This window comes from Dysosmobacter sp. HCP28S3_G4 (assembly GCF_052065175.1).
Lineage (GTDB): Bacteria > Bacillota > Clostridia > Oscillospirales > Oscillospiraceae > Oscillibacter.
In genome coordinates this window covers 22,684-38,988 of the sequence record NZ_JBQHUP010000003.1, presented here as the reverse complement: position 1 = coordinate 38,988, position 16,305 = coordinate 22,684, and the positions used below count along the sequence as shown (strand labels likewise).

Annotated in this window: 10 protein-coding genes; 9 read left to right on the top strand and 1 reads right to left on the bottom strand. The window is 63.1% G+C overall.

Translation table 11 applies throughout. The features are described from left to right. Positions 1-168: 168 nt before the first annotated feature. The 6 genes from ACTNBU_RS01555 (at position 169) to ACTNBU_RS01530 (ending at position 9,178) form a co-directional block, all read left to right on the top strand. Entirely contained in the window at positions 169-1,533 is a 1,365-nt protein-coding gene (locus ACTNBU_RS01555) for a YgeY family selenium metabolism-linked hydrolase (RefSeq protein WP_441030025.1), read from the top strand. Between the two features lie 78 nt (positions 1,534-1,611). Continuing rightward, positions 1,612-2,802 (top strand): knotted carbamoyltransferase YgeW, encoded by a 1,191-nt coding sequence (ygeW, locus tag ACTNBU_RS01550; protein ID WP_441030023.1) that lies wholly within the window; start codon positions 1,612-1,614, stop codon positions 2,800-2,802. 267 nt (positions 2,803-3,069) lie between these two features. Beyond that, complete coding sequence (gene arcC / locus ACTNBU_RS01545) at positions 3,070-4,005, top strand: carbamate kinase (protein ID WP_441030021.1); 936 nt, start codon at positions 3,070-3,072, stop codon at positions 4,003-4,005. 242 nt (positions 4,006-4,247) lie between these two features. Continuing rightward, a complete protein-coding gene (locus tag ACTNBU_RS01540) occupies positions 4,248-5,507 on the top strand; it encodes a BMP family ABC transporter substrate-binding protein (RefSeq protein WP_441030019.1) in 1,260 nt (419 codons plus the stop codon). A gap of 206 nt (positions 5,508-5,713) precedes the next feature. Next, positions 5,714-7,081 carry a sodium-dependent transporter gene (locus ACTNBU_RS01535; RefSeq protein ID WP_441030017.1) on the top strand — a complete coding sequence of 456 codons (1,368 nt, stop codon included), beginning with the start codon at positions 5,714-5,716 and terminating at the stop codon, positions 7,079-7,081. A 225-nt stretch (positions 7,082-7,306) separates the two neighbouring features. After that, positions 7,307-9,178 carry a hypothetical protein gene (locus tag ACTNBU_RS01530; RefSeq protein ID WP_441030015.1) on the top strand — a complete coding sequence of 624 codons (1,872 nt, stop codon included), beginning with the start codon at positions 7,307-7,309 and terminating at the stop codon, positions 9,176-9,178. A 64-nt stretch (positions 9,179-9,242) separates the two neighbouring features. Here the strand turns inward: ACTNBU_RS01530 and ACTNBU_RS01525 are convergent, their stop codons facing one another. Continuing rightward, the gene (locus tag ACTNBU_RS01525) at positions 9,243-9,827 is read right to left on the bottom strand and encodes a TetR/AcrR family transcriptional regulator (protein WP_441030013.1); all 585 of its coding nucleotides are present in this window, start codon (positions 9,825-9,827) and stop codon (positions 9,243-9,245) included. 191 nt (positions 9,828-10,018) lie between these two features. On the opposite strand from ACTNBU_RS01525, the gene ACTNBU_RS01520 reads away from it, so the two are divergent. The 3 genes from ACTNBU_RS01520 (at position 10,019) to ACTNBU_RS01510 (ending at position 16,187) form a co-directional block, all read left to right on the top strand. Beyond that, positions 10,019-12,553, top strand: a complete 2,535-nt coding sequence (locus ACTNBU_RS01520) for a hypothetical protein (RefSeq protein WP_441030011.1) — start codon at positions 10,019-10,021, stop codon at positions 12,551-12,553. Positions 12,554-12,568: 15 nt separating this feature from the next. Then, complete coding sequence (locus ACTNBU_RS01515; RefSeq protein WP_441030009.1) at positions 12,569-14,704, top strand: efflux RND transporter permease subunit; 2,136 nt, start codon at positions 12,569-12,571, stop codon at positions 14,702-14,704. 121 nt (positions 14,705-14,825) lie between these two features. Then, entirely contained in the window at positions 14,826-16,187 is a 1,362-nt protein-coding gene (locus tag ACTNBU_RS01510) for an 8-oxoguanine deaminase (RefSeq protein WP_441030007.1), read from the top strand. The last annotated feature ends 118 nt before the right edge of the window (positions 16,188-16,305 follow it).

The following is a 16,305-nucleotide window of genomic DNA, read 5'->3' as shown; positions in this document are numbered from 1 at the left end:
CATAAATTCGTGAAAAATCAATCTGTTTTCAAAAGAATTTTTAGTGCTTCAAATTTTTTGTTTGACATCCTTCGTTCTTATGTTATGATAGGAGCAGATCCGTGCGTCCCGCTGACGGACCGGCACGGCAAAAGCATTGTGATAAAATGTTTTTAGGAGGCAATGGATATGGATTTTGAAGCGATCAAAGCTGCCGCCAAGGGCTATGAGGCGGATATGACCCGGTTTCTGCGGGACCTGATCGCCATCCCCAGCGAGAGCTGCGGCGAGGAGGGCGTCATCCGGCGCATTGCCGCCGAGATGGAAAAGGTGGGTTTCGACAAGGTGGAGATCGACCCGGAGGGCAACGTTCTGGGCTGGATGGGCCACGGCCCCCGTATCATTGCCTACGATGGCCATATCGACACCGTGGGTATCGGCAACAAGGACAACTGGAGCTTCGACCCCTACGTGGGCTATGAGACCGACACAGAGATCGGCGGTCGGGGCGGCTCCGATCAGGAGGGCGGTCTGGTGTCCTCCGTCTACGGCGCGAAGATCATGAAGGACCTGGGCCTCATCCCCGAGGACGTCACCATCCTGGTCACCGGCACCGTCCAGGAGGAGGACTGCGACGGCCTGTGCTGGCAGTACATCCACAATGAGGACCACGTGACGCCGGAGTTCGTCATCTCCACGGAGCCCACCGACGGCGGCATCTACCGGGGCCACCGGGGCCGCATGGAGATCCGGGTGGACGTCCACGGCGTGTCCTGCCACGGCTCCGCTCCCCAGCGGGGCGACAACGCCATCTACAAGATGGCCGACATTCTTCAGGACGTCCGTGCCCTCAACGAGAACGGCGACGGCGACTCCTACGCCGTCCGGGGCCTTGTGAAGATGCTGAATCCCGCATTCAACCCCGATCACTACGAGGACGCCCAGTTCCTGGGCCGGGGCACCTGCACCGTGTCCGAGATCTTCTTCACCTCTCCCTCCCGCTGCGCCGTGGCGGACAGCTGCTCCATCTCCATCGACCGCCGCATGACCGCCGGCGAGACCTGGGAGTCCTGCCTGGAGGAGATCCGGAACCTGCCCAGCGTCAAGAAGTACGGCGACGACGTGAAGGTCTCCATGTACCGCTACGACCGTCCCGCCTGGACCGGCCTGAAGTACGAGACCGAGTGCTACTTCCCCACCTGGATCAACAAGGAGAGCGCCCCCCACGTCCAGGCGCTGGTGGACGCCCACAAGGCCCTGTACGGCGAGCAGCGGGTAGGCACGCCCTCCGCGCCGGAGGCTGCCCGCCGCCGGAAGGCGCCCCTCATCGACAAGTGGACCTTCTCCACCAACGGCGTGGCCATCCAGGGCCGGGCCGGTATCCCCTGCGTGGGCTTCGGCCCCGGCGCCGAGTCCCAGGCCCACGCCCCCAACGAGATTACCTGGAAGGAAGATCTGGTGACCTGCGCTGCCGTCTACGCCGCCGTCCCCTCCTTCTACAAGGGCATGGGCGGCGAGGATGTGTGTGAGTACCGGGCCGGCGACGTCCAGTAAACGGTTCCGCCGCTGACGGCGCTTCGTCATTCTTTTGTAAAGAGAGCTTCCATTTCGGAAAGGAGATAACAAATCATCATGTCCAAGACCATTGAACTGGCGCGGCATCTGGAGACGCTGCACATCAACAATATGTACAAGTCCGACTTCTACTGGACCTGGGACAAGACCGACGAGGAACTGGACGCCATCTTCACCGTGGCCGACGCCCTCCGGGACCTGCGGGAGCGGAACAAGTCCACCCGGATCTTCGACTCCGGCCTGGGCATCTCCATCTTCCGGGACAACTCCACCCGGACCCGGTTCTCCTTCGCCTCCGCCTGCAATCTGCTGGGCCTGACCTGTCAGGATCTGGATGAGAAGAAGTCCCAGATCGCCCACGGAGAGACCGTCCGGGAGACCGCCAACATGGTGTCCTTCATGGCCGAGGTCATCGGCATCCGGGACGACATGTTCATCGGTGAGGGCCACAAGTATCAGAAGACCTTCATGGACGCCGTGAAGGAGGGCTACCGGGACGGCATTCTGGAGCAGCAGCCCACCCTGGTGAACCTCCAGTGCGACGTGGACCATCCCACCCAGTGCATGGCGGACATGCTCCACATCATCCACCACTTCGGCGGCGTGGAGAACCTGAAGGGCAAGAAGATCGCCATGACCTGGGCCTATTCCCCCTCCTACGGCAAGCCCCTGTCCGTGCCCCAGGGCGTCATCGGCCTGATGACCCGGTTCGGCATGGACGTGGTGTTGGCCCACCCCGAGGGCTATGACGTGATGCCCGAGGTGGAGGAGATCGCCCGGAAGAACGCCGCGGCCACCGGCGGCTCCTACAAGAAGGTCGCCACCATGGAGGAGGCCTTCGACGGAGCCGACATCGTGTATCCCAAGAGCTGGGCGCCCTTCGCCGCCATGGAGCAGCGGACGAAGCTGTATCAGGCCGGCGACCAGGCGGGCATCAATGCCCTGGAGCAGCAGCTCCTGGCCCAGAACGCCCAGCACAAGGACTGGACCTGCTCCGAGGACATGATGAAGCGCACCAAGGACGGCAAGGCCCTGTACCTCCACTGCCTGCCCGCCGACATCTCCGGTCTCAGCTGCCCGGAGGGCGAGGTGGACCGCTCCGTGTTCGACCGCTATCTGGTGCCGCTTTACAAGCAGGCCAGCTTCAAGCCCTACATCATCGCCGCCATGATCCTTATGTCCAAGGTGAAAGACCCCGTCAGCGCCCTGATGGCTCTGGACGCCGGCGGAAAGCGGAAGCTGTTCTGAGCACCCGGGCCGTTCCATTTATACAGTTTTTCTGTTTTGGCGGGAATATCCTCGGATTTCCCGCCAAAACTATCGGGTAGTCTCCGCGATCCTATCATATCAAAACCTGATCAGACGCCTGAACGATTTCTGACAGCGCAAAGCGCCTCAGGTTTTTATGAGACGGCGCGGCGTGCGCTGCGCACGACGCGGGCGCACAAAGCGCGCGGGATTTCAAATGAAGGCAATTCATTTGAAATTAGTATCAGAAAAGGGGTTACACCGATTATGGGTAAACGCATCGTCATCGCCCTGGGCGGCAACGCGCTGGGGAACAATCTGCCGGAGCAGATGGCCGCCGTCCGTCACACGGCCAAGGCCATCGTGGATCTGATCGAGGAGGGCCATCAGGTGGTGGTGGCCCACGGCAATGGCCCCCAGGTGGGCATGATCAACGCCGCCATGACCACCCTGTCCCGGGAAGACCACCGGCATCCCCTGGCTCCCATGTCCGTCTGCACCGCCATGAGCCAGGGCTATATCGGCTACGATCTTCAGAATTCCCTGCGGGAGGAGCTGCTGGACCGGGGGATCCCCAGACCCGTGGCCACTATCCTCACCCAGGTGGAAGTGGACCCCAAAGATCCGGCGTTCCAGAATCCCTCCAAGCCCATCGGCACGTTCATGACCGAGGCGGAGGCCGAGGAGCTGCGCCGCCGGGGCGACTGCGTCATGGAGGACGCCGGCCGGGGCTGGCGGCGCTGCGTGGCCTCTCCCAAGCCCAAGGCCATCGTGGAGATCGAGACCATCCGGACTCTGGTGGACGCCGGGCAGGTTGCCATCGCCTGCGGCGGCGGAGGCATCCCCGTCTATCCCGACCAGGGCAACCACCTGAAGGGCGCCGGGGCCGTCATCGACAAGGACTTTGCCTCCGAGCTGCTGGCAGAGGAGTTGGACGCGGACACCCTCATCATCCTCACCGCCGTGGAGAAGGTGGCCATTCACTTCGGCAAGCCGGACCAGCAGTGGCTGGATCATCTGACGCCGGAGGAGGCCCGGAAATACGCGGCGGAGGGCGAGTTCGCCCCCGGCTCCATGCTGCCCAAGGTCCAGGCCGCCGTGAAGTTCGCCGAGTCCAAGCCCGGCCGCACCGCCCTCATCACCCTGCTGGAAAAGGCCCGGGACGGCATCGACGGCAAAACCGGCACCGCCGTCCATCTGTGAACATCGGATCGAAGGGGAACGCCGCGCGTTCCCCTTTTTTACAGCTATGTTCCGTGTATTTCCCTTGGATTTGTGGGACTTCCCCAAAAACCTCAAAATTTTCCCTTATAAAATTCTTCATGTAAAGTTACGCAAAATTTAATTTTGCAGTTGAATTTTCATATGGGAACCTGTATGATGTGGATAGACAAGGTCTTCCCTTGTCCATTCTTTGTCTCAAAATTTTAAAGGAGGAAAACAGAATGAAGAAGTTTCTTGCATTGTTGCTGGCCGGCCTGATGACCATGAGCCTGGCCGCCTGCGGCAGCTCCAGCTCCGGTTCTTCCGCCGCTTCCAGTGCCCCCGCAGCCTCCGGCTCCGCTTCCAGCGCCGCCGCCAGCACTGCCGATCCCGCCGCTGACGTGAAGGTCGGTCTCATCTGCGTCCATGATATCCAGTCCGGCTATGACGCCGCTCACATTGAGGGTCTCACCGAGGCCTGCAAGGAGCTGGGCATCGACGTTGACAGCCAGGTGGTGTTCAAGTACAATATCGGCGAGGACGAGACCTGCTACGACATGGCCGTCGAGCTGGCCGAGGACGGTTGCGGCATCATCTTCTCCGACTCCTACGGTCATCAGACCTACATGCAGCAGGCCGCTGAGGACTATCCCGACGTCACCTTCGTCGCCTGCACTGGCGACCAGGCCGCCGGCTCCGGCCTGGACAACTTGAAGAACATCTTCACCAACGTCTATGAGTCCCGCTACGTGTCCGGTATCGTGGCCGGCATGAAGCTGAAGGAGCTGATGGACGCCGGTACCGTCACCGATCCCTACATCGGCTACGTCGGCGCTTATCCCTACGCCGAGGTGGTCTCCGGCTACACCGCCTTCTTCCTGGGCGTCCAGTCCATCGTCCCCGAGGCTCACATGGACGTTCAGTACACCGGCTCCTGGTATGACCCCGTGGCTGAGAACGAGACCGCCAAGGCTCTGATGGCCAAGGGCTGCGTCATCATCGGCCAGCACGCCGACTCCACCGGCGCTCCCAGCGCCGTGCAGGAGGCCTTCGACGGCGGCGCCGTGGTCTACTCCGTGGGCTACAACATCGACATGCTCTCCGTGGCTCCCCAGGCCGCTCTGACCTCCGCTCAGAACAACTGGTCCGTCCTGTACAAGGCCACTCTGGAGAAGTTCATCAACGGTGAGGAGATCCCCGCTGACTACGCCACCGGCGCGAAGGACGGCGCTGTCATGATCTCCGCTCTGGGCGAGAGCTGCGCCGAGGGCACCCAGGAGGCCGTTGACGCCGCTTGGGCCGGCATCAAGGACGGCAGCCTGAACGTGTTCGACTGCGCCAACTTCACCGTTGGCGGCGAGCATCTCACCAGCTACACCGACTCCTACGGCATGAACGGCGCCGAGTGCATTAAGGACGGCATCTTCGAGGAGTCCGTCATCCGTTCCGCTCCTTACTTTGATCTCCGCATCGACGGCATCACCGAGCTGAACAACAACTAACTCTCCGCGTGATAAACGGGGCTGTCCTTTGACAGCCCCGTTTTTTCGCGTTTTGTGCACATTTCGAGAAAAAATTTGCTTCAGTGGAAAACATAGTTCTTTTCAAGCACAGCGGAATATGATACAATAATTAAACTTCTCGTCTCTCCCACTGACGTGCCCCGTGGGAAGCGCGAACATCACAACATCAACAACTGGAGGACATCATGGAGCAAAGAGAAAAGCTGGGTTCCCGGCTGGGATTCATCCTGCTGTCGGCGGGATGTGCCATCGGGATCGGCAATGTGTGGAAATTCCCCTATATCACCGGACAGTACGGCGGCGGCGCCTTTGTGGTGCTCTACCTCTTCTTCCTCATCGCCATGGGCGTGCCCATGGTGACAGTGGAATTCGCCATCGGCCGGGCCAGCCGTAGAAGCCCTCTGATGGCCTGTCAGGTGCTGGAAAAGCCGGGACAGAAGTGGCATCTCCACGGCTGGATGGCCATGGCGGGCAACTATCTGCTGATGATGTTCTACACCACCGTGGCCGGCTGGATGCTCCACTACTTCTATCTCACCGCCGCCGGCGCCTTCGCCGGGGCCTCCACCGCTGAGACGGAGGCCGTCTTCGGCGAGATGCTGGCCAGTCCCGGCGTCATGACCTTCTGGATGGTGCTGGTGGTGGTCATCGGCTTTTTCATCTGTTCCACCGGCGTACAGAACGGCGTGGAGAAGGTCACCAAGGTGATGATGCTGGCCCTGCTGGCCCTGATCGCGGTGCTGGCCGTCCACAGTGTGCTGCTGGAGGGCGGCGGCGAGGGCCTGCGGTTCTATCTGGTGCCGGACATCCGGCGGATGCGGGACATCGGCTTCGGCACCGTGGCCGTGGCGGCCATGAACCAGTCCTTCTTCACCCTGAGCCTGGGCATCGGCGCCATGGCCATCTTCGGCAGCTACATCGGCAAGGAACACGCCCTGTGCGGCGAGGCGGTGCGGGTGGCGGCGCTGGACACCTTTGTGGCCTTCGTCTCCGGCCTCATCATCTTCCCTGCCTGTTCCGCCTTCGGCGTGGACGCCGGCAGCGGACCCCGGCTGATCTTCATCACCCTGCCCAACATCTTCAGCCACATGGCCGGCGGACGGCTGTGGGGCAGCCTGTTCTTCCTGTTCATGTCCTTCGCCGCCTTCTCCACCGTGCTGGCCGTGTTTGAGAACATTCTGGCCTGCTGCATGGATCTCACCGGCTGCTCCCGCCGGAAGGCTTCGGCGGTGAACGCGGTGCTGATGATCCTGCTGTCTCTGCCCTGCGTGCTGGGCTTCAACGTCCTCTCCGGCGTGGAGATCCTGGGCGGGAACATCATGGATCTGGAGGACTTCCTGGTCAGCAACATCCTGCTGCCTCTGGGCTCCCTGCTCTATCTGCTGTTCTGCGTGTCCCGCAGGGGCTGGGGCTGGAACAGCTTCATTCAGGAGGCCAACACCGGCCGGGGCCTTCGCATCTCCAACGGCCTGCGGTTCTACATGACCTACATCCTGCCCTGCGTCATCCTGCTGATCTTCCTGCTGGGAATGTGGGATAAGTTCTTCGCGTGACCGGCAGTCCGCTTCGCCGGACCATCCAAACGGCGTCCCGGCAGCGGGACGCCGTTCCTTCTGTCGCTTTCCAGCGAGTGTCCCGTCCCGGAAAGGCGGGCTTCGGCAGGGAAAATTTTTCAGAAAAACCGGACGGGCCGGAACTTTTTTGCTCCGTTCTCCGTCTGAAGTATTATCAAGACCGCCGTCGCTGACAGGCGGACAAACATCAGGAGGTTTCCCCCAATGAGACGAATCGGAAAACAACTTTGCAGCCTTATGCTGGCCCTGACGCTGGCGGTGTCCTGCGCCCTCCCCGCCCTGGCGGCGGATACCGGCGACGCCCAGCGGCAGGCGGAGGCGCTGAAGGAGCTGAATCTGTTCCGGGGCACCGCCCAGGGCTTTGAGCTGGACCGGACGCCCACCCGGATGGAGGCCCTGGTGATGCTGCTGCGGCTGTCCGGCAAAGAATGGGAGGCCATCTACAGCGGCAGCGACGAGGAGGCGGAAACGCGGCACCCCTTCACCGACGTGCCGTCGGGCTGGGAGAACGCCGACGCCATCCTGGGCTACGCCTATGAGAACGGCCTGACCAAGGGCCGCACCGCCGCCACCTTCGATCCCTACGGACGGGCTACCGCCGCCATGTACGTCACCTTCGTTCTCCGGACCCTGGGTTATACCGACGGCGCGGAGGGCGCCGTCTACGACAACTGGAAGACGCTGGGCAAGCAGGCCGGCATCCTGCCGGAGGGCGTCAACACCGGGGACTTCCTCCGGAGGGACGTGGTTCTGGTGTCCTACGCCGCCCTTGGCGCCCAGCTGCGGGATGGCAGCGGCACTCTGGCCGACGCCCTGCTGGAAAGCGGCATGATCTCCGCCGTGTCCCTGTCCACCGCCCGGGCCATGGCCGGAAGCACTGTCACTCCGGACAGCTCCCTGGTGGATATTCTGGGCGCCGTCTACGCCGGGACCGGGACCCGTACCACCGGCCTCATGACCACGGAGCTGACGGAGGAAAACCTGTCCTTCTTCCTGGGCGTGGAGAAGCTGGACTTCATCGAGGGCGTCGCCTGCGAGCCCATGATGTCCTCCCGTGCCCACTCCGTCTGCCTGGTCCGTCTGAAGGACGGCACGGACGTGGAGCAGGTCAAGCGGGACATCGCCGCCAACGTCAATCCCCAGAGGTGGATCTGCGTGGGCGTGGACCCGGAGAACGTCCGGGTGGAGAACATCGGCGAGCTGGTGCTGCTGGTGATGGACAACACCAGCGCCGACGCCCTCACCGCCAACTTCCGCTCCCTGGGAGAAGCCGGTGACAGTCAGACCGGCGGCTACATCCCGGCGGGCGAGGCCGTGGACGCCAAGTCCGTGACCCGTCTGGCGGAGAAGCTGAAGTCCCTGAAGGCGGATTACTTCCCGGACAGCGAAGCCGTGTACTACGCCGCCATCCCCGACAAGAGCTGGTACGCCGGGACGGCGGACCGTCTGGACCACGGGGCCATCACCGGCCAGCTGAAGGCGGAGCTGCCGGGCTGGAACGCCATCGATCTCACGGACTGCCTGACCCTGGCGGACTACTACTCCACCGATCCCCATTGGCGGCAGGAGTCCCTGCTGCCTGTGGCGGACGCCATCGGCGCGGCCATGGGCTTCACCGTGGACCATGACGCCTTCACCATCCATGCGCAGGACGGCTTCTCCGGCACCTACCGTCTGACGGACGCCTCCCTGCTCACGGAGACCGTCCGCTGGCTTACCAGTGCCTGGACGGAGACCGCTCAGGTGGCGGACATCCAGCATCCCGACGCCCCCGGCGTCTATGACACGTCCCTCATTGACACGGACAGCTCCTACGACCTGTTCCTCTCCGGCCCCACCCCCCTGGTGACCATCGAGAACCCCAACGCCGCCGGAGACCGGGAGCTGGTGATCTTCCGGGACTCCTACGCCAGCAGCCTGGCGCCCCTGCTGTTGGAGGCCTACTCCAAGGTCACGCTGGTGGACCTGCGGTACATGGTCTCCTCCCTGCTGCCCCAGTACGTGGACTTCGAGGGCGCCGACGTGCTGTTCCTGTACGCCGACCGTCTCATCAACAACAGCGCCCTGCTGAAATAACACACGGCAACACATATGACAGGACCGCCGCGAAACAGGTTTGTTTCGCGGCGGTCTTTTCCGTTCATCCCCGTTTGAACCGGGCGCGGCAGATGGTGTTGACGATCTGATCCGCCATGTCCAGCAGCTGCTCCTTGTCCATGCGCATGTCCTCGTCGAACCACTTCTTGATGAGGCCGATGAGGCCGAAGGAGATGAAGCTCAGCACGTACTCCAGCTCCTCCTCCGGCGCGCCGGGATACCGTCCCCGGATGATGCCGGAGCCGTTGCGGTCGATGAGCTCGTTGACCCGGCCCGCAAAGTTGCTGCTGGCGTTGTTGACGAACAGGGAGGTGCACAGCTCCCGGTTCTCCACGATGTAGTCCAGAATGGGGCCGAAGATGGGCCGGAGGGTGGTGTCCTCCAGGACCTCCCCCCGGTGCTGGTCCACCATCTTCTGGGCCTCCTCCATCACGTCGTCCTCCAGGCTCTGGAGCAGGGCGTAGGTGTCCGGATAGTGGAGATAGAACGTGCCCCGGTTCAGATCCATGCGGTCCGTGATGTCCCGGACACTGATGTCGGAGAACTGCTTCTCCAGCAGCAGCTCCTGCAGTCCCTGCTTCAAAAGGCGGCGGCTGCGCTTGGCCCGCCGGTCGTCAGAATTTGTCATATCGGTTCCTCTCTGTCCTCCCCGTCTGGCAGCGTTGCCGCCCGGGAGATAGACATTTTTCAACAAGTGTCTAATTTTGAACAAAGGTCGCTTGATTTTTCTGTTCTCTCATATTATAATCAACCCTGATTGATAAATCAACAACTATTTTTTATAGGACATTTGTTGATAAAATTCAGGAGGCTGATCTTATGAGACAATCCGGCCCGCGCAGGACGCTGCTCCGGGGGATGGCGCTGACCATGGCCGGGGCGCTGGCGATGACCCTCGTCCCCTCCGCCGCCGCGGCGGAACCCATCGGCGACGGCGTCTCCCCCACCTTTGACGAGGCGTATTACGCCACCCTGGACTACTACGGCAACCTGACGGAGGGCAGCGTGGTCAAGAGCTACACCCTCAACGGCGCTTCGTCCATCACCGACTACGGTACTTACGACGCCGTCAACAACCTGACGGACGGCACGGAGCCTGTCACCGGCGGCGACACCACTACCTTCGACTTCGGCGGCGACGCCCCGGACCACTTCTACTTTGAGGGCAAGACCACCCGGCCTTTCCAGGACCTGCCCTGGACGCTGTCCCTCCACTACGCCCTCAACGGCGTCCCCACCAGGGCGGAGGATCTGGCGGGAAAGACCGGCGTGGTGGAGATCTCCCTGGACATCGTGCCCAATGAGAACGCCAGCGAGTACGCCCGGAACAACTACACCCTGGAAGCCATGGCCATGTTCAATCAGGACAACATCCTCTCGTTGAAGGCGGATGGCGCCCAGGTCCAGCTCATCGGCAACCTGCGGGTGGTGCTGTTCCTGGCCCTGCCCGGCGAGGAGCAGCACTTCACCATCGAGGTGGGCACCGACAGCTTTGAGTTCGCGGGCATGACCTTCCTGATGGTGCCCGCCACCCTGTCCCAGTTGGAGCAAATCGCCGATATCAGTCAGAGCAAAGAGGAGCTGGAGGACGACTATCACAAGCTCTCCGGCAGCTTCGACTCCCTCCTGTCCGCCATGAACAACCTCACCGGCAGTCTCAACGCCTCCGCCAGCGGTTTGGATCAGCTGAACCAGGCTCGGGACACCTTCTCCAGCGGCAAGGGTTCCCTCTACGACGGCGCGGACGCCCTGCGGGAGGATCTCAGCAATATCGGCCAGCTGCTGGAGCCGGTAACGGGGCAGCTGGAATCTCTGAGCCGGACCATCACGGACGCCAAGGGCACCCTCAACGAGATGACGGACATCGCCGTCAGCCTGAAGGGCCAGCTGCGGGACGTGGAGAACGCCATGGAGGATCTGGAGGACAACGCGGACGACATCGAGCGTCTGGTTCAATCCCTGGCCGACATGGAGCACAGTTTCCGCAGGCTGGAGGAGGCCCTGGACGGTCTCAGCGGCGGCACCGGCGGCAGCTCCGGCACGGACACCTCCAGCCGGGAGCTGGTGAAGAAGGTCAAGGCCGTCCACGCCGCCTATGAGGAGACGGACCTGGAGCGGTTCATGAGCCGGATGCTGGTCATCAACGGCACCGCCGCGTCTGCCGCCCAGGGCGACGCCATGGCCGCCCAGCTGATGCAGCTGGCGGACGTCCCCGCCGAGGCCGTGGGGACGCTGCCGCCGGAGCAGCAGGCTTACTGGCAGTCTGCCCAGCAGCTGAAGGCCCTCTACGGATACGCCCGGTCCGGTGCCTCCTTCCAGTCCTTCTGCGAGCAGCTGCCCGGTGTCAGCAAGACCGAGGCCAAGCAGATGAACGACCTGTGGATCGTCTACAGCAGTGGTCAGCTGGACACGGAGGGGGGGCAGGCCCTGTACACCTCCCTTCTGCTGAACGATCCCGCCGACAGTACGGGCAGCGGCTCCGACGTGCCCGACGCCGGAGACCAGGCGCCGGAGACCCCGGAGACGCCGGAAGCCGGTGACGGCGAAGACGGCGAGAGTTCCTCCGTGGGCGGCGCCGCCGTGGACCTGATCACCAGCGGTCTGGACAGCGCCTCCGGAAAGATCAGCGAGCTTCAGAAGCAGCTGAACAGCACACTGAAAAACGTGGCCGGTCCCACCGCCGACGTGGTGGGAGAGCTGGCGGACCTGTGCGAACAGCTGGACGATCTGGTGGATCTGCTGGACGACGCGGACGATCTCGCCGCCGTCCTGCGGCGGTCCTCACAGAAGCTCCAGAACATTCTGGACCTGGCCGACACGCTGCGGAATACCCTCAACGACTACGAGCCCCGTTTGCAGGAGAGCCTGACCACCGTCAGCGATCTCAGCACCGCCGCGGCCAAGACCACCCGGGATCTGGAGACGCTGGTCAGCAATACGGAGATGCTGCTGAAAAACACCGGCGCCGATCTGGACCCCGGCACCCGGCAGACGCTGGAAGGGCTGGCGTCCACCCTGCGGAGGACCGCCGACGTCATGGCCACCTCTCGGGACATCCAGAGCTCCAAAAACGCCATGACCGATATCATTGAGGACCTGTGGAACGACCACACCGGCGACGTGGACCGTCTGCTGATGATGGATGCCACCGCCGAGGCGGAGTCCCTCACCGACGCCCGGAACGGCACGCCCCAGAGCGTTCAGGTGCTGATCCGCTCCCAGGAGATCCAGATCCCCGACGGGGACGAGGAGACGGAGACGGTAAAACAGGCGGAGTCCACCACCTTCTGGGGCCGGGTGGCGCAGATGTTCCGGGACTTCTGGAACGCCGTCACCGGCGTTTTCCGGAGATAAGCGGGGTGTTTGCGGATGCTGATTCAGAAAGTTGCCCACAGACTTACCAGAAAACCCAAGCTGGTGGCCCTCATCGCCCTGCTGATGCTGATTCCGGCGGGACTGGGCTTCGTGGCCACCCGCATCAACTATGATATCCTGTCCTATCTGCCCCAGGATCTGCCCTCCTCCCAGGGAGAACAGCTGCTGGAGGAGCCCTTCAAAATGGCCGCCACCAGTATGCTGGTGGTGGAGGATATGCCCGCCGGGTACACCAACGACCTGCTGAACGCCATCCAGGAGATCGACGGCGTCTCCAACGCCGTGTGGCTCAGCAACATGGTGGGCATCCAGATCCCCACGGACATGATCCCCGCCAGCCTGCGGGACATCTTCTTCTCCGACGGCTCTACCATGATGATCATTCAGTACGACCACCCCGGCGCCTCCGACGAGACCATGGAGGCCATCGACCAGGTGCGGAAGGTCTGCAATGAGAAGTGCTTCCTGGCAGGCTTCTCCGTGGTCATCCGGGACACCCGTGCCCTGATGGACAAGGAACTGCCGGTGTTCGTGGGGCTGGCGGTGGTGCTGGCCCTCGTCGCCATGAGCCTGACCCTGGAGTCCACCGTGCTGCCCTTCGTGTTCATCGTCAGCATCGGACTGGCCATCATCTACAATTTCGGCAGCAATGTCTTTCTGGGGGAGATTTCCTACATCACCAAGGCCATCGCCGCCGTCTTGCAGCTGGGCGTCACCATGGACTACTCCATCTTCCTCTACCGCCGGTACGAGGAGGAGCGGCAGAACTACGATGACGAGCGGGACGCCATGGCCCAGGCCATTGTGGCGGCCTTCACGTCCCTCTCCGGCAGCTCCCTCACCACCATCGCCGGTTTTCTGGCCCTGTGCTTCATGCGCCTGACCCTGGGGCGGGACATCGGCATCGTCATGGCCAAGGGCGTGGTGCTGGGCGTGGCCACCGTCATTCTGGTGCTGCCCTCCCTGCTGCTGATCTTCGACAAACAGATCACCCGTCATCAGCACCGGACCCTGCTGCCCAATCTGGACAGAGCCAACAGTTTCATCATCCGCCACAGCCGGGCTTTTCTGGTGCTGTTCCTGGCGCTGTTCCTCCCCGCCTTCTACGCCCAGGACCACGCGCCCATCTACTACAAGCTGGATGAGTCCCTGCCCCGGGATCTGGACTCCATCGTGTCCAACGAGAAGCTGAAGGACGACTTCGACATGGCCACGTCCCACTTCATCATCCTCCGGGACGACATCACCTCCACGGACATGAACGAATTGGAAAGCGCCGTCAAGGACGTAAAGGGCGTCACCTCCGTGCTGTCCTACCACTCCATGCTGGGCACCGGCATCCCCGATTTCTTCATCCCCAGCGCGCTGAAGGATATGCTGAAGCAGGGCGGCTATCAGCTGATGATGGTGAACTCCAGCTATGAGACCGCCTCCGATCAGGTGGCGAATCAGCTGGTGGAACTGAACGCCATCCTGAAGCAGTACGACCCCGACGCCATGATCACCGGCGAGGCCGCCATGACCAACGACCTCATCGAGACCTCCGCCGTGGACTTCCAGGTCACTAACTACATCTCCATCGCCGCCATCTTCCTGATCATCGCCCTGACCTTCCAGTCCGTCTCCGTGCCGCTGGTGCTGGTGGCCACCATTGAGCTGGCCATCTTCATCAACCAGGGCATCCCCTATTTCACCGATACCTCCACGCCTTTCATCGCCCCCACCATCATCAGCTGCGTCCAGCTGGGCGCCACCGTGGACTACGCCATTCTCATGACCACCCGCTTCCGGGAGGAGATCCGCATCGGACGCAGCCGGCGGGAGGCCATCCGCATCGCCGCCGACTCCGCCGACGCCTCCATCATCACCAGCGCCCTGGTGCTGTTCTGCGCCACGCTGGGCGTGTCCTTCGTGTCGGAGATCGACCTCATCGGCGCCATCTGCGTCATGCTGGCCCGGGGCTCCATCATCTCCGCCGTCATCAGCATCTTCGTCATGCCCGCCACGCTGTACCTCTGCGAGCCGGTCTTCGCCAAAACCAGCCGGTACTGGCGCCATGTGAAGCCGCAAAAGGCCATCGGCGGCGGGACGCCGGAGGGACAGACGCCTGTCTCCACCGGGAAAAAGTGATCGTCCGTCAGCCCCGCGCCGTCCACAGACCGGCACGGGGCTTTTCCAACGGCTTTCCGTTGCTTTTTCCCGCCGCATCTCTTATACTGGTATCAACAAAACCACGAAAGGAGCATTGCACATGCCCTCTCTTCTGATCCGGAACATCCAGACACTGGTCACCTGCGGCGACGATACGCCGGTACTTCACGGCGCGGATCTCTACGCCGAGGACGGCGTCATCCGGGCCATCGCCCCCGCCCTGCCCCATGAGACGGCGGACACCGTGCTGGACGGCAGCCATTTCGCCTGCTATCCCGGCCTTGTCAACACCCATCACCACCTGTATCAGGTGTTCTCCCGGAATCTGGCCCAGGTCCAGAACATGGAGCTGTTCGACTGGCTCACTACCCTGTACGAGATCTGGAAGGGCCTGGACGCAGAGACCGTCCGGCTGTCCACCCTGACCGGCTGCGGGGAGCTGCTGAAATACGGCTGCACCACCTGCTTCGACCACCACTACGTCTTCCCCGCCGGGGCCGGGGATCTGCTGGGCGCCCAGTTCGCCGCCGCGGAGGAGTTGGGCATCCGGTTCCACGCCTCCCGGGGCAGCATGGACCTGTCCAGAAAGGACGGCGGCCTGCCGCCGGATAGCGTGGTCCAGACGGTGGACGAGATCCTGCGGGACTCCGTCCACGCCATCGAGACGTATCACGATCCCTCCTTCGGCTCCATGCGGCAGGTGGCCCTGGCCCCCTGCTCCCCCTTCTCCGTGTCCGGTGAGCTGCTGCGGCAGAGCGCCATCCTGGCCCGGCAGTACGGCGTCCGGCTTCACACCCATGTGGCGGAGACGAAGGACGAAGAGCGCTATACCTTGGAGCACCACCACATGCGGCCCCTGGAATATATGGCCTCTCTGGGCTGGACGGGACCGGACGTGTGGTACGCCCACGGCATCCACTTCAACGACGGGGAGCTGCGGGAGCTGGCCCGCACCGGCACCGGCGTGGCCCACTGTCCCATCTCCAACATGAAACTGGCCTCCGGCGTGGCACGGATCCCGGAGATGCTGCGGCTGGGCGTCCCCGTGGGGCTGGCGGTGGACGGCTCCGCCTCCAACGACGGCTCCTCCCTGCTGGAGGAACTGCGGGTGTGCTTCCTGCTCCACCGGCTCCACTCCAGCGCCGATGCCCCCAGCGGCTATGACGTGCTGAAGATGGCCACCCGGGGCAGCGCCCGGCTTCTGGGCCGGGACGACATCGGCCAGCTGGCCGTGGGCAAGTGCGCGGACCTGTTCCTAGTGGACACCCAGCGGCTGGAGCTCACCGGCGCCATGGACGATCCCGGCGCCGTGCTGGCCACGGTGGGCCTCCGGGGCCCGGTGGACTACACCGTTGTGGGCGGCAAGGTCGTGGTGAAGGAGGGCCGTCTGGTGAACGTGGACGAGGCGGCGCTGGCCGAAGCGGCGGGCCGCTGCTGCGCCGACTATCTGGCCAGGGCGTGATGTCTCCTTTTCTGTAAAGTTTCAGGACCCCCGCGGGCATCCGGCGCGATGTCCGCGGGGGTCTTTCACCGTCCCGCCGCCCCCGCCGGTCCCGTGCCGCCCGTCATCTGACATCCAC

Excerpts from the sequence above, each read along its gene's own strand:
- ACTNBU_RS01515 (WP_441030009.1), top strand. The coding sequence starts at position 12,569 with ATGCTGATTCAGAAAGTTGCCCACAGACTTACCAGAAAACCCAAGCTG.
- ACTNBU_RS01555 (WP_441030025.1), top strand. The coding sequence starts at position 169 with ATGGATTTTGAAGCGATCAAAGCTGCCGCCAAGGGCTATGAGGCGGAT.
- ACTNBU_RS01525 (WP_441030013.1), bottom strand. The coding sequence starts at position 9,827 with ATGACAAATTCTGACGACCGGCGGGCCAAGCGCAGCCGCCGCCTTTTG.
- ACTNBU_RS01540 (WP_441030019.1), top strand. The coding sequence starts at position 4,248 with ATGAAGAAGTTTCTTGCATTGTTGCTGGCCGGCCTGATGACCATGAGC.
- ACTNBU_RS01520 (WP_441030011.1), top strand. The coding sequence starts at position 10,019 with ATGAGACAATCCGGCCCGCGCAGGACGCTGCTCCGGGGGATGGCGCTG.
- ACTNBU_RS01535 (WP_441030017.1), top strand. The coding sequence starts at position 5,714 with ATGGAGCAAAGAGAAAAGCTGGGTTCCCGGCTGGGATTCATCCTGCTG.
- ygeW (WP_441030023.1), top strand. The coding sequence starts at position 1,612 with ATGTCCAAGACCATTGAACTGGCGCGGCATCTGGAGACGCTGCACATC.
- ACTNBU_RS01530 (WP_441030015.1), top strand. The coding sequence starts at position 7,307 with ATGAGACGAATCGGAAAACAACTTTGCAGCCTTATGCTGGCCCTGACG.
- arcC (WP_441030021.1), top strand. The coding sequence starts at position 3,070 with ATGGGTAAACGCATCGTCATCGCCCTGGGCGGCAACGCGCTGGGGAAC.
- ACTNBU_RS01510 (WP_441030007.1), top strand. The coding sequence starts at position 14,826 with ATGCCCTCTCTTCTGATCCGGAACATCCAGACACTGGTCACCTGCGGC.